Source organism: Bacillus sp. FSL K6-3200 (assembly GCF_038630485.1).
GTDB lineage: Bacteria > Bacillota > Bacilli > Bacillales > Bacillaceae > Bacillus > Bacillus safensis.
The window spans coordinates 1,172,817-1,190,538 of record NZ_CP152032.1 but is presented as its reverse complement, the minus strand read 5'-3'; the positions used below and the strand labels follow the sequence as shown (position 1 = coordinate 1,190,538).

Below are 17,722 nucleotides of genomic sequence, written 5' to 3'. Positions count from 1 at the left end.
GTCGTCTTGTTCAGAAAGTTATCTTTACAAGTAATCTGAAATTGAAATTCATAGAATTCTAGTAGACAATAGAGACAACATGATAAGAGAAAGAAGGACATGCTGATGAACGTAAAAGAGTATATGACGTATGATGCGACTGGCTTAGCAGCACTTGTGCGGAATAAGCAGGTAACGCCTGAGGAGCTTATGCAGGCGGCATTTGATAGATTGAATGAGGTCAATCCAGAACTAAACGCTGTGATACGGACGAGACAAGATCAAGTTTTAAAAGACATCAAGGAGTTACATGAGTATCAGCCATTTGCGGGTGTTCCGTTTGTGCTAAAAAATATATCGCAAGGGATTAAAAATGAACCGCTGACAGCAGGAGCGTTGCTGTTAAAGGATGTAAAAGCAAATTCGGATTCGCACTTTGTTGATCGGTTGAAGCAGGCTGGTTTTCTCATGATTGGACATACAAATACACCGGAATTCGGTTTAAGAAATGTGACGGAACCTGCTTTACATGGTCCAACGAGAAATCCTTGGAATACGGACTATTCTCCGGGTGGCTCAAGCGGCGGGACAGCAGCAGCTGTTGCGAGCGGTATTGTACCTGCTGGCGGAGCAAGTGATGGCGGTGGTTCTATTCGCATTCCAGCATCCTTTACCGGTTTGTTCGGCCTTAAGCCCACGCGGGGAAGAACGCCGGTAGGCCCAGGCGCAGGAAGGCAGTGGCAAGGGGCTTCCATCGACTTTACACTCACAAAAACAGTGCGGGACAGTGCAGCCCTTCTTGACCTTCTTCAAGTCATTCAGCCTGAAGCTGCTTTCCAAACCCCATTATACGATGGCAGTTATCAAGAGGATCTGGTGAAACGTACATCTTCTATGCGAATTGCTTACAGCGTAGAATCTCCAGTTGGCACGAAGGTCAGTGAGGAGGCGAAGAAGGCGGTTCAGCAAACAGTGAAATGGCTTAGTGAGCAAGGCCATCAAGTAGAAGAAGCCAAGCCGGAAATTGATGGGGTCCATCTCATGCAGCAATATTACGTGATGAACAGCGGAGAAATGTCTGCATTATTCACTTCCTTGGCTCGTTCGTTAGGGCGTCCAGTAAAGCCGGAGGAAACGGACATCGTAGCATGGGTGCTGGCGGAGGCTGGCAAGAATGTGACCGCTGCTGCTTATACAGAAAGTCTTGATGCGTGGGATCGGGCTGCTGCACAAATGGCGTCATTTCATCAAACCTACGATCTCTATGTGACACCAGCTACTGCCTACTCAGCTCCAAAGGTTGGTGAACTTATGCATTCAGATCAGGAAACAGCTGCACTTTTACGTGTGTCATCTCTTTCCATGCAAGCACAGCAGGATCTTATTTATGACATGTTCCTCAAGAGCCTGACCTACACCCCATTTACACAGCTTGCCAACTTAACAGGTCAGCCATCAATGAGTGTTCCTCTTCATCTCACTAGCGCGGGTATGCCTTTAGGGGTACAGGTGACAGCGCCTAAAGGAAAAGAGGACTGGCTGCTCAGGCTTGCGGCGGAAATGGAGACATCCTCGATTTGGAAAGGAACTAGTCAATTAAATCGATAACGCATGATAAGCGACTTTGGTCTATGGAGGGAAAAGAGTGTCACACGTGAGTACGAAGGACAAAATCATTCAAACGGCAGCACTTCTTTTACGTAAACAGGGATACCATGCGACAGGATTGAATCAAATTATCAGAGAGAGCGGCACACCTAAAGGCTCTCTTTATTATTACTTTCCAAATGGAAAAGAAGAGCTGGCCATTGCATCTGTTGAATACATTAGTCAAAAGGTCATCAATCAAATTGAAGAAGGCTTTGCCTATTCGGATGACCCATATATCGCCATCGATCGTTTTATGACAAAGATCATTCGAGGATTTATGGAGAAAGAAAGTGAAAGAGGGATTCCAATTGTCTTGCTGGCGGCAGAGTCCAAACCCGAAAACACACAGCTCCATGCTGCATGCAAACATGAAATGATCCGCTGGCAGGAGCTTGTAAAAGAAAAGCTAATGAACAGCGGGTATGAAGAAAACAAAGCGGATGAGCTGGCTTCTCTCCTACACTCAATGGTGATTGGGGGGCTATCGATGACCACTGCACTCAAGCAAACGACCCCTTTAGAACACGTAAAAAGTTACCTTAGACACTTATTTATGCGAGAAGAGTAAAATCTCTCGCATATTGTCTATCTATTATATCAATTGGTCTATATAATATAGATAGTTAATTAGTCATGAGGAGTGATGGGATGTCGGAGCAACCGCAATCGATCAAGCAATCCGAAGGTACCCCTTTTTATACCGTGTCTGGTTCCGGAAAGCTGTATGGGCTGGAGAATCAGCTTGTTCATATGCTGGCAGAAGCAAATCAAACGAATCAGCTGTTTGAGCTTGCCTTAATCACAGGTGGGAAAGGAGCTTATTTTCCTCTGCACTGTCATGAGCACTTATTTGAAACCATTTTTGTGCTGGAAGGAAAGCTTGAAGTGATGCTGGACGGTAAAAAATATATGGTAACAGCCTTTGATTATATTCATATCCCGCCCAAAACGATTCATGGCTACAGAATGCATAGTCACAAAACTAGGTTTATTTCATATACGTTGGGCGGACAAATGACAGATGTCTATCAGCAAATTGGAAAGAGACTTTTTCAAAATGAATATTCTTTGATGAATCATGCTTTCGATGCAGCCAGTTTTCAGCAGGCTGAAAAAGAAAGCGATATCATCCTGATGCATGGAATTAGAGAACTGTCCAATACAACGAGGCCCTCCGTTTTATTTCATAGTCAGCTTCCTCACGAGGTACAGCCTTATGTATTAGAGGCTGGTGAAGGGAAGCAATACATCATTGATGGTCAGATTCATGAGCTGATTGCAACAGTAGAAACAACAGGAGGCGGATTCAGTCATTTTGTGGTTGAAGGAGCGAAAGAGAAATATTTCCCGCCGCATTATCATCAAGTTCATACTGAAGCACTCTATTGTGTTGAAGGGAAAATGAACCTTCATTTGAACGGAGAGGATATTTGCTTGATGCCGGGTGACTTTGCCTATATCCCGCCGGATACGATTCACTCTTATGAATTTGTGTCTCATTCAAATAAAATTTTGGTTTTGCTGCTTCCAGGAGAAATTGAGCAGGTGTATGAGCAGTTTGAAGAATCTCCAAGCCCAAGTATCTGTCCTTATTTTATTCAAGAAGGGAATTTGATGTTCAATCGGGAGACTTCAACTCAATATGATTTGTTTTTTGTTGAAAAGGAATAATTGTGTAACGCGTTACACGACATCATGAGTCTGTCGAAACAATCGACGGGCTTTTTTGTTTTTTGCCTCCTCCACATAATTTTCTCATTTGATGAATGAACCATTCATTCAAGGTGAAGCTATGTAAAGATGACTTGAGCTAAAGGAGGAAATGCATGTGAGAGCTGTTACTTATCAAGGGAAAAATAGCATTGCAGTGAAGAAGGTAGATGCACCGTCTATTCAAGATCGGGAAGATGTGATTATACGGATTACATCAACATCAATTTGTGGATCAGATTTACATTTGTATCAGGGGAATTTCCCGCTTCCAATCGGCTATGTGATTGGGCATGAACCAATGGGGATTGTGGAGGAAGTTGGCCCGGATGTCACAGCTGTAAAAAAGGGAGACCGTGTCGTCATTCCATTTACGGTTGCATGTGGTAAATGCCAATATTGCGATCATCACTTAGAAAGCCAATGTGACAACTCAAACCCGCACTACGATTCGGGGGGACTTTTTGGATATAGTGAGAAATATGGGAATTATCCGGGAGGACAGGCAGAGTATTTACGCGTACCTTTTGGCAACTACACCCCGTTTAAGATCCCAGATGATTGCGAGCTGGAGGATGAACAATTGCTGTTCTTATCAGATGTCCTGCCAACTGCCTATTGGAGCGTAGAGCACGCAGGTGTGAAAAAAGGTGATACGGTCATCGTGCTAGGCTGCGGACCTGTTGGGTTAATGGCACAGCAATTTGCTTGGCAAAAAGGGGCAGAACGTGTGATTGCCGTCGATTACATTGATTACCGCCTGCGGCATGCAAAACGGATGAACGGCGTGGAAGTCTTTGATTTTACAGAAGATCCCGACATGGGAGAAACGTTAAAGGAGCTCACTAAGGGTGGAGCCGATGTTGTGATTGATTGTGTGGGAATGGACGGGAAGAAGTCCCCGCTTGAAAAAATTGAGCAAAAGCTCAAGCTCCAAGGAGGAACGATCGGACCCATTCAAATTGCCACAAAAGCCGTTCGCAAATGTGGAACAGTGCAGATGACGGGTGTGTACGGCGGCCTATACAACATGTTCCCATTAGGTGCTTTTTTTGCAAGAAACGTCACCCTAAAAATGGGCCAAGCTCCGGCGAGAGGATACATGTCAAAGCTTTATCAAAAAGTGACAAGCGGTGAAGTTGATCCTAGAGCGATTATCACACACAAATTGCCATTAGATGAAGCCGCTCATGCGTACCACATCTTCAATGATAAACAGGATGATTGTATAAAGGTCGTTTTAAAGCCATAAAAAAAGAGGCTTAGGAGTATTCCTAAGCCTCAGCGTGTAGACAAACCCTCGCATTCGGTGTCAGGTCTGCGTGCCGGTGCTCACGAATGCCAATTCGCTCCGCTCCGGTACTCGTCCTTCCTAGGGCTGCAAAGGTTTTCTATCACGCTGAAAAGAAGACAAAGAGCATTTAGCCCTTTGTCGAAAATTTAAGGGCTTAGGAGTAATTCCTAAGCCTTTAATGTGTGCTCGTCCATCATTTTTTCAATTAATTCAAAAAATGTCTTTTTATCTTCCTCTGAAAGGTGGTTGAATAATTGATTCACAAGCAGCTGGCGATTGTCGATCATTTGTTTAGCAATTTGTTCGCCCGATTCAGAGAGTTCAATCCACACAGTACGGCGGTCATTATTATTTCGAGAGCGGATAATCAGCCCTTCGTCTTCTAAGTGATTGAGAGCGGTTGTTGTTGCAGAGGGAGATAATGAAACTTCCTGCAGAATATTTTTCACAGTACATGATTGATGGCGGTAGATGATACGTAAAATAAACCCTTTGACATTCGTCACGTTTTTCGGAATATTTTCTTCATCTATTTGTTTCGTCGCCTTTAAATACTTCGTCAGTGCATGGTCTAACAAACTTGCCTCTAGCTCGAAATGTTGCATTCTCCATACCTCTTTTCCTATTGCATTCGCATTTTCCGATCAATTACTAGGTCTATCTTATCATAATAATCATCATGATTTAAACCAAAATGGAAGACGGCTATAAAATTACCTATATTATCAATTAATAAAAAGAACAATTCCAAATTGAAATGATTTTACTTTCAGCTGTTTTTATTTTAGAATGTGAATGAGATAAAATCTGCCAATCCAATTCACTGGAAATTGGCTATTGGAAATCAAACGTTTGGAGATGAAGATATTGAATACTCTACAGGCATTACTAAACGACAGAATGGAACGCTCTTCACAAATTGAAGCGGTAACTGGCGGAGGTGTGTCTTATACATTTGAAGAATATGCAAAACGCATCGACCAGCTTGCTCATTACTTACATCAAAAAGGAATTCGAAAAGGTGACCGCGTTTGCTTTATTTGTCAAAACCATCATCACTTTTCAACAATTATGCTGGCAGCCATTAAAGCAGGTGCAGTCGCAGTTCCGCTTAGCTGGCAGCTTACTTCATTTGAGCTGGAAGGTATTTTGAAAAAAGCAGAGCCAAAGGCTTTATTTTTTGACCGAGAATTCCGTGACATCATTGCTGCGGTGAATGTGTCTTTAGACAACTGCCTCATGGTGGAATCTGGTGTGAATGCGAAAACAACGCAGCTGTTTGAAGACATATTGGCTTCAAATGATGGCAGCGATCTTGCGGAAGAGGTATCAGAAGAGGATCTAGCGATGATCTTATTTACCTCTGGGACAACGGGGAATCCAAAAGGCTGTATGGTCGGACATGGACGAATCTATGAATTTTTAACAAGACGTGGGAATCGAGGATTTGACTTGAAAGGAAAGCGGTACTTGGCGAGTCACCCTCTGTATCATATGAGTTCAATTAATCACCTGATTGCCGCTGCGATTGAAGGGTATACGCTTGTTTTCTTACATGATGCAACACCGAAGCGCATTTTAGAAACAATTGAAAAAGAAAGAATTACGTTCATGATGGCTTTCCCATCAGCTTATACGTACATGCTGGAAGAAATGAAACGCGGTTCGTACGATCTTTCATCCTTTGAAATTGCGATTTCTGGCGGTACGAAGGTGCCGGTACGTTTGATTAAGGACTATAAAGAAGCAGGCATTCAGATGATGCATGGCTACGGAAGCACGGAAGCATGGGTTGTCAGTGCTTGGCATCCTGCGATGGGCGAGGATAAAATGGGCTCTGCTGGTAAAGTGGATCCAGATGTAGAAGTGAAAATCGTTCATCCTGAGACAGAGGAAACACTGCCAGCTGGAGAAATTGGCGAAGTCGTCATGAGAAGCCCATTTTATTTCTTAGGCTATTATCATCAGCCTGACGCTACTGCGAAGGTGCTCAAAGACGGCTGGTTCCATATGGGAGATGCAGGCTATCTAGACGAAGACGGTTTTCTATTTATCACAGGCAGATACAAAGATGTCATTTTATACGGTGGAGACAATATCTATCCTGACCAAGTAGAAGAAGTCATTGAACAAATTCCAGGTGTGATTGAATCAGCTGTCATCGGGGTGCCGGACAAATTATATGGTGAAGTGCCAAGTGCGTATATCGTAAAAGACGAATCGGCCGATTTCTGCGAAGAAGATGTGGTGAACTATTGTCAGGAACGTTTGGCAGATTACAAAGTGCCATCTATTCATTTCATCAGTGATCTGCCAAAAAACAAGCTTGGTAAAATTATGAAGAAAGATTTACGTGAATTGGTTGTGAATGCTTAGTACCTATTCTGCTATAATGAAATTTGAATGATTTTTTGTTTTTCTAACGTTTTGGAGGGAAAGGGTTTGCGACATATTCTTCGTAAGAAACACGTTCACGATTTGTTGGAACAGAGCAGACAGCAAAAGGTAAAGAAAACGCTGGGCGGGCTCGATCTCACGCTTCTTGGTATAGGGGCAGTGATTGGCACAGGGGTTATGGTGTTAACTGGTATTACAGCGGCTAAGGATGCAGGACCGGCTGTTATTTTCTCCTTTGCGATTGCAGCCATTGTGTGCAGCTTGGCAGCACTTTGTTATGCGGAAATGGCTTCAGCGCTTCCTGTATTCGGCAGTGCGTACATTTATTCATATACGACCATGGGCGAGCTTGTAGGCCATTTAATGGGATGGACCTTATTATCCGTCTATATGCTGACTGCTTCAGCTGTTGCCAGTGGCTGGTCTAGTTATTTCAACAGCTTGCTTGAGGGATTTGGAATTTCTATTCCGCATCAATTCTTAGCGGGGCCGGAGCAAGGCGGATATATGAATCTGCCGGCGATTATCATTGCTTTACTGATTGCGTGGATCTTATCTAGAGGAACGAAGGAAAGTAAAAAATTTAATAATATCATGGTGTTTGTGAAACTCGGTATTATTGTTCTTTTCATTGTAGTAGGCGGCTTTTATGTACAGCCAGCCAATTGGCAGCCGTTTATGCCGTTTGGCGCAGAAGGCGTCATTGCTGGTGCTGCTGCTGTATTTTTTGCCTTTTTAGGATTTGATGCAATTTCTGCTTCAGCAGAAGAGGTGAAAAATCCGCAGCGGAACCTGCCAATTGGGATCATAGGTTCATTACTTATTTGTACGATTATTTACATTGTCGTTTGTTTGGTCATGACAGGCATGGTGCACTATACACAGCTGAATGTCACAGAGGCTATGTCCTATGTCCTGCAAAGTGTACATCAAAATAGCGTGGCTGGTATTATTTCTGTTGGTGCGGTCATTGGATTGATGGCTGTGATTTTCGCCAATAATTATGCAGCAACTCGAATTGCTTATGCGATGGGCCGAGACGGACTTTTGCCTAAAGTGTTTTCAAAAACAAACAAAAGCGATACGCCTGTTGCTAGCATATGGATGATTGGCGGAATGACAGCTGTTATTTCAGGCTTTATTGATTTGAAGGATCTGTCCAACTTAGCGAATATCGGTGCGTTATTAACGTTTGCAATGGTCAGTTTATCTGTGCTTATTCTGAGAAAAACACATCAGCAGCTTGAGAGGGGCTTCAGGGTTCCTTTTGTGCCGGTTTTGCCGATTATATCAATGGGCTGCTGCTTGTTCCTAATGCTCAACTTACCAGGCCGGACATGGCTTTACTTTGGGGTTTGGCTGTTAATTGGTGTCGTCATGTACGCAGCGTATTCAAACAAACATAGTGAATTAGCGAAATCTTCATGAGAAAAAGGTGCAAATCCGTTGACGATTTGTGCCTTTTTTCATACGATTTGGGATAAGCTATAAAAGAGATGATGGACGGAACTAGAGGAGGATGAGGGATATGATTAGTGTTAGTCCTTATATTGTTGTAGAAGATGTGAAAGAATCTCTTCAATATTATCAAGGGATTTTTGGTGGGGATATTCAGATCTTAAATGAACATCAAGACCGTGTCCTGCATGCTGAATTGCATCTTGGGGAATCACTGCTTCATTTTTCAGATACGTTTGGACGCACACCAAAGCCAGAGAATCTTAGATTGATCATGCAGTTTGACAATGAAGAAGAACTAAAGGCTGTCTATGAAGCGCTGGAAGCTGATGGAGATGTACTGGTCGAATTACAGGATACCTTCTTTGGCGCACTTCACGGACAAGTACAGGACCGGAAAAATGGGTTGATCTGGGTTCTGAATTTTATGAAATAGAGTAAGACCTTCACCATAGTGAAGGTTTCAGCGTGTAGACAAACCCTCGCATTCTTTGTCAGTCCTGCGCGTTGGTGCTCACGAATGTCAAATTCGCTCCGCGCTAATGCTCGTCCTTCCTAGACTGCAAAGGTTTTCTATCACGCTGAAAAGAAGACAAAGAGCTAAAATAAAGATCATTTTAGCCCTTTGTCAACAATCTGAGACCTTCACCATAGTGAAGGTTTTTTTGTGAGTGTTTTTATTTTCTGAAAAATGGAAAATATGCTATGTTGGAAGAATAAAACGACAAGGAGAAGGGTGGCAAAGGAATGGAACAAATTGAGTTTCAATCAATCCAAACAAATGGTGTAACACTTCATACAGCAATGGCTGGACCGGAAAATGGCCCGCTGCTTGTGCTGCTTCACGGGTTTCCTGAGTTTTGGTATGGCTGGAAAAATCAAATCATCCCCTTGGCTGAGGCAGGCTATCGTGTTGTTGTTCCTGATCAAAGAGGCTACCACCTAAGTGACAAACCAGAAGGAGTCGAATCCTACGTATTAGATAAACTGAGAGATGATATTGTGGGTTTGATCAAGACGCTGAGCCCGAACCAAAAGGCGATTGTCGGCGGACATGACTGGGGCGGAGCTGTTGCTTGGCATTTGGCTTCAACCCGTTCTCAATATGTCGAGAAATTAATCATTGTTAATATGCCGCATCCGCGGGTGATGATGAAGGTTCTTCCTTTTTATCCGCCGCAGTGGAAGAAAAGCTCCTATATCGCTTTTTTTCAGCTTCCGAATGCTCCAGAGGCAGCACTTCAAGAAAATCACTTTCAAAAGCTGGATGAAGCCATCGGGCTGACGGCAAGGCCACATTTGTTCACGAAGGAAGATGTCTCAAGCTACAAGCTCGCTTGGACGCAGCCAGGCGCCTTGACCTCAATGCTGAATTGGTACCGAGCCATCAAAAAAGGCGGCTTTGAAAAGCCGATTTCCAAACGAATTCTCGTTCCTGTTCGCATGATCTGGGGGATGGAGGACAAATTTTTAAGCAGAAAGCTGGCGAAGGAAACGATAAAGATCTGTCCAAATGGCCAGCTGATCTTTGTCGATGATGCCTCTCATTGGATCAATCATGAAAAACCAGAAGTCGTCAACAAACTCATACTTGAATTTTTGACATAAAGAAAAAAGCTCTGATCAGTTGACCAGAGCTTTTTTGATTTATCCGATTTGGTTCTTTTTCAATGCAGCAGGTTCGTCGTTCCAGCATTCAATTTTCTCATTGTTTGGAACGGCATTTTTATAGAAAACAGGATCTTTGCCTTCTTTTTTCTGTCTCGTGTAATCCTTCAGTGCTGCGAAGGCGACCTTAGACAGCATGGTAATGGCGATGAGGTTGACGATGACCATGAGTCCCATGAAGAGATCGGCTAGACCCCAAACGAGAGGAACAGTGGCAACCGAACCGAACAGAACCATTCCAATAACGGCAATTCGATAGATGTTTAGCCAAATTTTGTTCGCTCCTAGGAATTCAATGTTCGTTTCCCCATAGTAATAGTTACCGATCAATGTACTGAACGCGAATAGGAAAATCATGATGGCAAGGAAGCTAGAGGCCCATGGTCCAATATGCTGACTAAGAGAAGCCTGTGTTAATTCAATTCCTTGCAGGTTTGTTGTTTTATACGCATCAGAAAACAGAACAAGGAAGGCTGTGCTTGTACAAATAATTAACGTATCTGTTAACACGCCGAATGCTTGGATTAATCCTTGTTTAACAGGGTGGCTTGTGACAGCCGTTGCTGCTGCGTTAGGTGCACTACCCATACCGGCTTCATTCGAGAAAAGACCGCGTTTAATCCCTTGTAATAAAGCACCGCCTAGCGTACCGCCAGCGAACTGTTCAAACCCGAAGGCGTGTTTCACAATCGTGCTGATGACACCAGGAAGTTCCGTGATATTTGTGACAATGACAAAGAACGCAATTCCGATATAAGCAACTGCAAGCACAACGACAATGTATTCAGAAGCCTTTGCGATCGCTTGGATGCCTTTGAAAATGATTGCTGCAATAATGACAGCCATCACAATACCGACGGTTAAACGGTCTAAACCAAAGGAGTTTTTAAAAGCGACAGAGATCGTATTTGATTGAACTGCGTTAAAGACGATTCCAAAAGAAATCGTAATCAGGATCGCAAATAAAATCCCCATCCAGCGCTTGTTTAACCCTTTTTCCATGTAATAAGCAGGTCCTCCGCGGAAGCCTGTTTTGTCTTTTACTTTATATACTTGAGCTAGTGTACTTTCAACGAAACTTGAAGCAGAACCGATAATGGCTACGATCCACATCCAAAAGATGGCGCCAGGGCCGCCAATGGCAATAGCGATAGCAATCCCTGTGATATTCCCTGTCCCTACACGTGCTGCCATACTGATGGCAAATGCTTGGAACGGTGATATTCCCTCTTTTTCTTTTCTTCCTTCTTTCAGGACACGCAGCATTTCTTTCATCATTCTCACTTGCAGGAAGCGTGTTCTATATGTGAAGTAGAGTCCAACTCCAAGTAACAGAGCAATCACAATATAAGTCCAAATAAAATCATTTGTATGTGTTAAATAAGATAGCAAAGCTTTTTCGTTCATAACATCACCTCTTCGAATTCATCACTGTTCTTTTTAAAAAATACTGAGATCCCACTCTTTAGCGAGCTTTTTCAGCATCATGACACCAGTAACACTATTTCCGCAATCGTCAATGGCAGGACCGTAAATGCCAATTCCACAGCCTGTCTGAAACGGGAACTCTCTTCTTGCGCTTGGCGGAACGCAAGCCATAATTCCTCCAGACACGCCACTTTTGGCTGGAACGCCTACGAAAGCAGCAAAATTCCCAGACGCATTATACATGCCGCATGTCAGCATCAATGCCTTTGTTAGTCTGGCGATATCCTTTGGGATGACTTGGACTTGTTTAAAGGGATGGTAGCCATCACTTGATATAATCAGTCCAATCAAGGCGATGTCCTCTGTTGTGACCTCGATGGAACATTGCTTTAAATACACTTCTAACGTGTCCTCGACATCCGATTCTAAATAATTGGTTTCTTTTAAATAATAAGCAAGTGCCCGGTTGCGGTGCGCAGTTGCCCATTCTGATTGATAAACCTCTTCATTAACAGAAGGACGCTTACCTATTAAGTTTTCGATTAAATCGAAAATATATGCTAGCTTTTCTGTAGAAGTCTTTCCGGGAAGGATGGAGGATACGGTAATAGCTCCAGCATTAATCATTGGATTAAAGGGCTTCCCTGGTTTATGCATCTCAAGACGGTAGATGGAATTAAATGCATCACCAGTTGGCTCTACATCTACCCGATCCAAGACGTAAGGTACGCCTCTTCCTAAACAGGCAGCTATAAAGCTGATGACTTTTGAGATACTTTGCAGGGTAAAGGGAACGTCCCAATCACCATATCGTACAGATGATCCATCTGGGCCTATCACGCTGATACCAAGTTGAGAGGAATTCACTTTTCCAAGTGCTGGAATGTAGCCAGCATTCTGTCCGTTTATGTGATACGGACGTATTTCTTCTGCCCATTGATCAACAGAAGACTGGCATGCGTGTTGTGTATTATTAGAAATTGTTGTTTTCATACGATTCCTCCAATCAAAAATCAAAAAGTACCCTATTGAATTGGCGGATGACAAAAAATGCGATCAACTAGGCACGAAAACATGTTACACATCTTCAAAGAACTTGTCATGCGCTGCTTGCACCACTCCTTTACACCTAAATATATGTACAAATGAAGGCATTGTCGGCGGAAAAACAAAAAGGGTTTTTAGTGAAAATTAAGAAAACGCTTACATATAGTTTCACTAAAATTATTCATTCAATTTATCTTGGAAACTACACAATCTGACGTAAATCTACAGAAAAACTTACAAATAAAAATCTGTCTGTCGACTATTGTCTAAACAATTCCTATTATTGTCGTCAATGATCAAAACACTGAATAGCTGAAAGGTCACCTTGCTGCCCCGGAGAATAGTCATAAAAAAGAATTTTGGAGATAAAAAGAGCGGTGAAAATTATTTTTTTGCACATTGTGAAGAAAAGAGTCTCCTTGTATACTGTGGCTATGCAAACAGGGGAAGGGATGTCAGTCATTTGAGTTTAAATCAGCTTGTCAAAAAGGACGCATTCATTTTAATTTTTATGATGGTCATTGTGCCGCTTGCAGGAGAGCTGAAGTTTTATCCTGTGAATGAGACGTTTCGCATCAGCTTTGGCGCACCTGCGTTTTTCTTTTGTTTATTACTCTTAAGAAAATCTAGACCGCTTTTGCCGGGGTTTTTAACAGGCGCAGCAATTGTGCTTTTTCGGGTTGGCTTAGATTTGATTCAGCAGAATGCTGATCTGGCTTCATCATTTTATCAGCAATTCCCAAGCTTCTTTTTCTATTTCACTTATGCTTTCCTGTTTTTTGCCGTCCGTACGGGACGCTTTAAACAGCGCTCTATTTTCATTGGGATCATCGGTCTAATGATCGAATTAGTTGCTGATTTTGTCGAGCTGTTTGTACAATTTTTAGTGTTTGATACAACGATGACCATATCAAAGCTGAGCGATATGTTCCTCATTGCGTTTGCTCACAGCTTTGTGGTGATCAGTTTTTTTAATATGATGAAGCTGTATGAGGCTCAATCAAGAGAGAAGCAGATCATGAAACAAAATGAGCATATGATGATGGTCATTTCGAATTTATATGAAGAAACGGTGCACTTAAAGAAAACGTTAAAACATACAGAGCATATTACGCAGGAATCATACCGGCTTTATCGTCTGCTGCATGAACACGAAGCAGGGAAAAAAGTGAGTCAGGAGCTGTTAAAGCTCGCAGGAGAAATTCATGAAGTGAAAAAGGACAATCAGCGAATTTATGCTGGGCTTTCAAAGCTCATTTCGAAGGAAAATATGCAAGATTACATGAAGGCGGAAGAGCTCGTTCAAATTGTCATCCGGATACAAGAGAAGTATGCTTTATCTCTTGGGAAAAATATCTCCTTTACATCTGATATAAAGGGCATTCATCTGCATGATTATCATGTGTTTATTTTCTTATCGCTGATTAATAATTTAATGGCTAATGCAGTCGAAGCAATAAAAGATACCGGGATGATCTCACTCGAATTGAAAGGAAGTCATGATAAAATAGAGATTCGGATTGAAGATGACGGACCGGGGATTCCTAAAAAAATGAGAGAGATTGTGTTTGATCCAGGTTACACCTCCAAATTTGATGCATTTGGAACGCCGTCTACTGGGATCGGCTTATCCTATGTGAGAGAGCTGGTACAAGAGCTTGGCGGTCATATTCAAATCGAACAAAAAGAAACAAAAGGTACAGCTTTTCTGCTTGTCCTTCCTATACAAAATTTAATACAGAGAGGGTGAGTGTATGCGATTCTTCATTGCAGATGATGATCGTGCAATACGCTCGATTTTAGGTCAAATTATAGAGGATGAGGATTTGGGAGAGGTCGTAGATGAAGCGGGTGACGGAGTTGGACTAGAGGCACACTCACTGAACCTAAAGAAAGTAGACATCCTTTTAATTGATCTTTTAATGCCTGCTAGAGATGGCATTCAAACCATTCGCCATATTCACCCTGAATTCAAAGGCAAGGTCATTATGATTTCCCAAGTAGAGGCGAAAGAGATGATGGCAGAAGCCTATGAATTAGGGATTGAATATTATATCCATAAGCCTGTCAATCGCATTGAAATCGTCAGTGTGATTCGAAAAGTCATGGAGCGTATCAAGCTGGAAAAATCGATTTACGATATACAAGCCTCCCTTCGCCACGTGCTGCCATTAGAGCCTGTGATTTCTCGAGGTGCGGGCGCTGGGGCGAAGAGAAGAACGATGAAAGAGGCTGGGGAATTCCTCTTATCCGAGCTGGGTATTGTCGGTGAGAGCGGCTCTAAGGATTTACTGGAGATACTCACGTACTTACATGAAACACAGTCAGCCAATTCTCATGAGGTCAATTTTCCGCCGCTAAAGCAGCTGTTTATCAAAACAGCCGAAAGAAAGCTGGATCATGGGGCAACCGATGTAGAAGTGATGCGGGAAGTGAAAGCGGCGGAGCAGCGGATTAGACGAGCTATTCACCATTCTTTGAATCATTTTGCCTCACTAGGATTAACAGATTTCTCAAATCCTAAGTTTGAGCACTACGCGTCGAAGTTTTTTGATTTTACCGATGTCAGCCAAAGAATGAAAGAAATGCAGAAGACATCTTCACCTTCAGGATCAACGGGCAGAGTCAATACGAAGAAATTCGTTCAAATCTTTTATTTTGAAGCAAAGCAGCTATTCGAAGGAATGAGCTGAGGAAAATTTGTTGGTATGATTGGAGAAAATAAACAGAGAAAGTCTGTCTTTCCTATGATCTATCGTGATCTTAAGATGTTTTTATAATTTAACTGATCATTCTGATTTTTCTTTTTTCTTGAAAATAAAACCCTCCTGTGCAATCGTTTGTTAAAATAGTGAGGTTAGACTAGAATGTCGGAGGTTTTATTTTGGGAAAAATTAAACGAAATGCGCTCTGCCCATGCGGAAGCGGAAAAAAATATAAACATTGCTGTGGTCAAAAATCAGGCGGAGAACAAACGTCTGAGCTTGTATTTAAGGAAGCTGTACAAGTTCAAAAGGATTTAATGAATTATGCTTTTTCTAAACATCAGAGAGCAATCAATCAATTCATTAATGAGTTTTCTTTCCTTGCAGATATGGATAAAGAAACGCAACAAATCTCAGTTTTTCATTTGAGTGTATGGGGCATCTTCTTCCGCCCATTAACTGATAAGAAGGAAACCATTTTTCAAGAATTCCTGACAAAGAAAGCAGAGGATATTACCCGTCCGAAAACAAGACAAGTAGTCCAGTCCTGGACAGACATGGAACCATCTTTGCTTTTATTAAATGAAAAAACGGACGAGTCTCTTTACTTTGAGAATATGGTAACAGCGGAGAAGGTTGAAGTAGATGTAAAACCTGATCAAACGGTACTGCCTGAGAAGGGAAGTCTCGTGCTTGGTTTTCCTGTTCAATTTGAAGAAAAAGCAGAGTTTTTTATTCAATATACGATGTTTGCGAAAGAGTTTACAGATTCTCTTCTTCTTCAGGTCCGCCAGCTTGTTGATGCATATGAAGCAAATGGAGGAGCGCGCAGCACATTTATGAGAGAGTCATTCCCTGATGTGCTGAAGTGTATGTTTGCGAAGCAAGAAGTAGAAGAGTCAGAAACACATGGTCAAACAGAAGGCGATGCAGGTCTATCAGCAGATCGTATGGACTGGGCAAGTGACGTTCAGCTGGAAACAGCTAAGCTGATTGAAGACGGAATGAAGGAGCACGGTGACCAGAGCCTGACAGATGGTGCTTTAACGGTTTGGAAAGCCTACTGTGATCAGAAATCACCTGTGATCCGTAAAGCAGCGTCATTTGCTGCGGGAATCGAATACTATATTCATTCACTTGCAAGCGATGCCCCGCTTTCTCAAGCACAAGTAGCGAAAAAGTATGGCATTAGTGCGTCTACTGTATCGAGCCGTTTTAAAGATATTGAAAAAGCGGTGAAAGAAGAGCAAGAGGCGACAGTATAATCTAAAAAAGACGCGGCACCTTCAGAGGCCAGCGTCTTTTTTTAGATTATCTCGTTTTAATAAAACCACTCATGTACTGCTCTGTATTATAATCGTTGAGGTCTATTTTCCATTGACCATCCCCATTACGTTTCATTTTCACTTCATATTCAGCTGGGCTGGAGACGGGAGGAAGTTTTTCGAATTCAGATGCGTACATGTTTAAGCTTTTTTTATACAATTCTTCTTTAGAACGGATTTTCCCGTTGTAAAACTCGTCTCTTTGCTTGTCTAGCTTGTCTTTTAAGTTAGAAGCATCAATGCCTGTTACTTGAGCGACAACCTTTGCTTCGTCATCAGAGATGGTTTTCACACTTGTTTCTACCTTTGCTTTATCCTTCATGGTGTTTTGAATGCGTTTGTACATCGACAGAATATCTCGGTCACTCACTTCATTTCCGTATATTCCTGCACTTCTTTTGAAGTCTTTTACAAACATCTCATGGTATTTATTGACGACATCCGATTGGTTGTCACCCGTTAAATCTGCGAATTCATCGTTCTTTTTATCAAAAACAATAATATCAGTATAAGCGGATAACGCTTTTGCTGGGTTATCCAGCTTTTTAGCTGAATCGAGTATTTTGTTTCCATCTAAGTCGATTTGGATGGAATCACTGTTTTTCTTGATGCTGTCCTGATAGACGAACTGATATTTTTTCCCTTTGTCTACTAGGAAATAAAGAGCTCCTGAAAGTGACTTGCCTTTGTTCAATGAACCAAGGTCAAGACGATCTTTGCTGCCGTAGAATTTTAAATCAGATACTTTGGCGTCGTCCTGATAAAGGGAGAAGTCAGAATTATATAATGAGAGGGCCTTGTCACCTTTGTTTGTGATCGTCAGGTTGACTTTTAGCACCAATTCATTGTCTCTCAAGGTAGTTGTTGAGTCTTCTGGTAACGTATATTCGTAGCTGTTGACTTTTACCTCTGCTGTTTTCGTTAACTTTTGATCAGCGTCGGTTGATTTGGCTGAGCTCTGGCAGGCTGCAGAGATGATCATCACGAATGAAATCATGAGGAGTGCACTTATTTTTTTAAGATTCACAGTTGAAGCTCCTTTGCTTTTCTTTCGTCATTTC

At 42.2% G+C, this 17,722-nt stretch carries 15 protein-coding genes; 11 read left to right on the top strand and 4 right to left on the bottom strand.

Annotated features, from left to right (window positions below; translation table 11 throughout):
* Positions 1-105: 105 nt before the first annotated feature.
* From MHI60_RS05890 to MHI60_RS05875, 4 genes are all read left to right on the top strand, one after another.
* Positions 106-1,587, top strand: a complete 1,482-nt coding sequence (locus MHI60_RS05890) for an amidase (protein ID WP_186437342.1) — start codon at positions 106-108, stop codon at positions 1,585-1,587.
* A gap of 37 nt (positions 1,588-1,624) precedes the next feature.
* A complete protein-coding gene (locus tag MHI60_RS05885) occupies positions 1,625-2,197 on the top strand; it encodes a TetR/AcrR family transcriptional regulator (protein WP_238409427.1) in 573 nt (190 codons plus the stop codon).
* Positions 2,198-2,277: 80 nt separating this feature from the next.
* A complete protein-coding gene (locus MHI60_RS05880; protein ID WP_144485977.1) occupies positions 2,278-3,300 on the top strand; it encodes a quercetin 2,3-dioxygenase in 1,023 nt (340 codons plus the stop codon).
* A 157-nt stretch (positions 3,301-3,457) separates the two neighbouring features.
* Positions 3,458-4,591, top strand: coding sequence for a zinc-dependent alcohol dehydrogenase (locus tag MHI60_RS05875; RefSeq protein WP_095407636.1), 1,134 nt, complete (start codon positions 3,458-3,460; stop codon positions 4,589-4,591).
* Positions 4,592-4,800: 209 nt separating this feature from the next.
* Here MHI60_RS05875 and MHI60_RS05870 read toward each other — a convergent pair whose 3' ends face one another.
* Entirely contained in the window at positions 4,801-5,238 is a 438-nt protein-coding gene (locus MHI60_RS05870; protein ID WP_012008812.1) for a MarR family transcriptional regulator, read from the bottom strand.
* Positions 5,239-5,500: 262 nt separating this feature from the next.
* Between MHI60_RS05870 and MHI60_RS05865 the strand changes: the two genes are divergently transcribed.
* From MHI60_RS05865 to MHI60_RS05850, 4 genes are all read left to right on the top strand, one after another.
* Positions 5,501-7,009, top strand: a complete 1,509-nt coding sequence (locus MHI60_RS05865) for an AMP-binding protein (RefSeq protein ID WP_095407637.1) — start codon at positions 5,501-5,503, stop codon at positions 7,007-7,009.
* Positions 7,010-7,075: 66 nt separating this feature from the next.
* On the top strand, positions 7,076-8,458 hold the full coding sequence (locus MHI60_RS05860; RefSeq protein ID WP_073203643.1) for an amino acid permease: 1,383 nt from the start codon (positions 7,076-7,078) through the stop codon (positions 8,456-8,458).
* A 100-nt stretch (positions 8,459-8,558) separates the two neighbouring features.
* On the top strand, positions 8,559-8,924 hold the full coding sequence (locus MHI60_RS05855) for a VOC family protein (protein WP_044333502.1): 366 nt from the start codon (positions 8,559-8,561) through the stop codon (positions 8,922-8,924).
* Positions 8,925-9,235: 311 nt separating this feature from the next.
* Positions 9,236-10,096 (top strand): alpha/beta hydrolase, encoded by an 861-nt coding sequence (locus MHI60_RS05850; RefSeq protein ID WP_024427419.1) that lies wholly within the window; start codon positions 9,236-9,238, stop codon positions 10,094-10,096.
* A gap of 39 nt (positions 10,097-10,135) precedes the next feature.
* Here the strand turns inward: MHI60_RS05850 and MHI60_RS05845 are convergent, their stop codons facing one another.
* A complete protein-coding gene (locus tag MHI60_RS05845) occupies positions 10,136-11,563 on the bottom strand; it encodes an alanine/glycine:cation symporter family protein (RefSeq protein ID WP_095407641.1) in 1,428 nt (475 codons plus the stop codon).
* A 33-nt stretch (positions 11,564-11,596) separates the two neighbouring features.
* A complete protein-coding gene (locus tag MHI60_RS05840; RefSeq protein ID WP_095407642.1) occupies positions 11,597-12,577 on the bottom strand; it encodes a glutaminase in 981 nt (326 codons plus the stop codon).
* A 517-nt stretch (positions 12,578-13,094) separates the two neighbouring features.
* On the opposite strand from MHI60_RS05840, the gene MHI60_RS05835 reads away from it, so the two are divergent.
* The 3 genes from MHI60_RS05835 to MHI60_RS05825 all read left to right on the top strand — a co-directional run bounded on the left by MHI60_RS05835 (position 13,095) and on the right by MHI60_RS05825 (position 16,601).
* Complete coding sequence (locus MHI60_RS05835; protein ID WP_095407643.1) at positions 13,095-14,381, top strand: sensor histidine kinase; 1,287 nt, start codon at positions 13,095-13,097, stop codon at positions 14,379-14,381.
* Between the two features lie 4 nt (positions 14,382-14,385).
* Positions 14,386-15,324: a response regulator gene (locus MHI60_RS05830; protein WP_095407644.1), complete on the top strand. Its 939-nt coding sequence runs from the start codon at positions 14,386-14,388 to the stop codon at positions 15,322-15,324.
* Between the two features lie 191 nt (positions 15,325-15,515).
* The gene (locus MHI60_RS05825; RefSeq protein WP_144485975.1) at positions 15,516-16,601 is read left to right on the top strand and encodes an SEC-C metal-binding domain-containing protein; all 1,086 of its coding nucleotides are present in this window, start codon (positions 15,516-15,518) and stop codon (positions 16,599-16,601) included.
* Between the two features lie 46 nt (positions 16,602-16,647).
* Here the strand turns inward: MHI60_RS05825 and MHI60_RS05820 are convergent, their stop codons facing one another.
* Complete coding sequence (locus MHI60_RS05820) at positions 16,648-17,688, bottom strand: DUF4352 domain-containing protein (RefSeq protein ID WP_144485973.1); 1,041 nt, start codon at positions 17,686-17,688, stop codon at positions 16,648-16,650.
* Positions 17,689-17,722: the final 34 nt, after the last annotated feature.

Coding starts and splice junctions, on each gene's coding strand:
- MHI60_RS05870 (WP_012008812.1), bottom strand. CDS start 5,238: ATGCAACATTTCGAGCTAGAGGCAAGTTTGTTAGACCATGCACTGACG.
- MHI60_RS05830 (WP_095407644.1), top strand. CDS start 14,386: ATGCGATTCTTCATTGCAGATGATGATCGTGCAATACGCTCGATTTTA.
- MHI60_RS05840 (WP_095407642.1), bottom strand. CDS start 12,577: ATGAAAACAACAATTTCTAATAATACACAACACGCATGCCAGTCTTCT.
- MHI60_RS05855 (WP_044333502.1), top strand. CDS start 8,559: ATGATTAGTGTTAGTCCTTATATTGTTGTAGAAGATGTGAAAGAATCT.
- MHI60_RS05890 (WP_186437342.1), top strand. CDS start 106: ATGAACGTAAAAGAGTATATGACGTATGATGCGACTGGCTTAGCAGCA.
- MHI60_RS05845 (WP_095407641.1), bottom strand. CDS start 11,563: ATGAACGAAAAAGCTTTGCTATCTTATTTAACACATACAAATGATTTT.
- MHI60_RS05880 (WP_144485977.1), top strand. CDS start 2,278: ATGTCGGAGCAACCGCAATCGATCAAGCAATCCGAAGGTACCCCTTTT.
- MHI60_RS05850 (WP_024427419.1), top strand. CDS start 9,236: ATGGAACAAATTGAGTTTCAATCAATCCAAACAAATGGTGTAACACTT.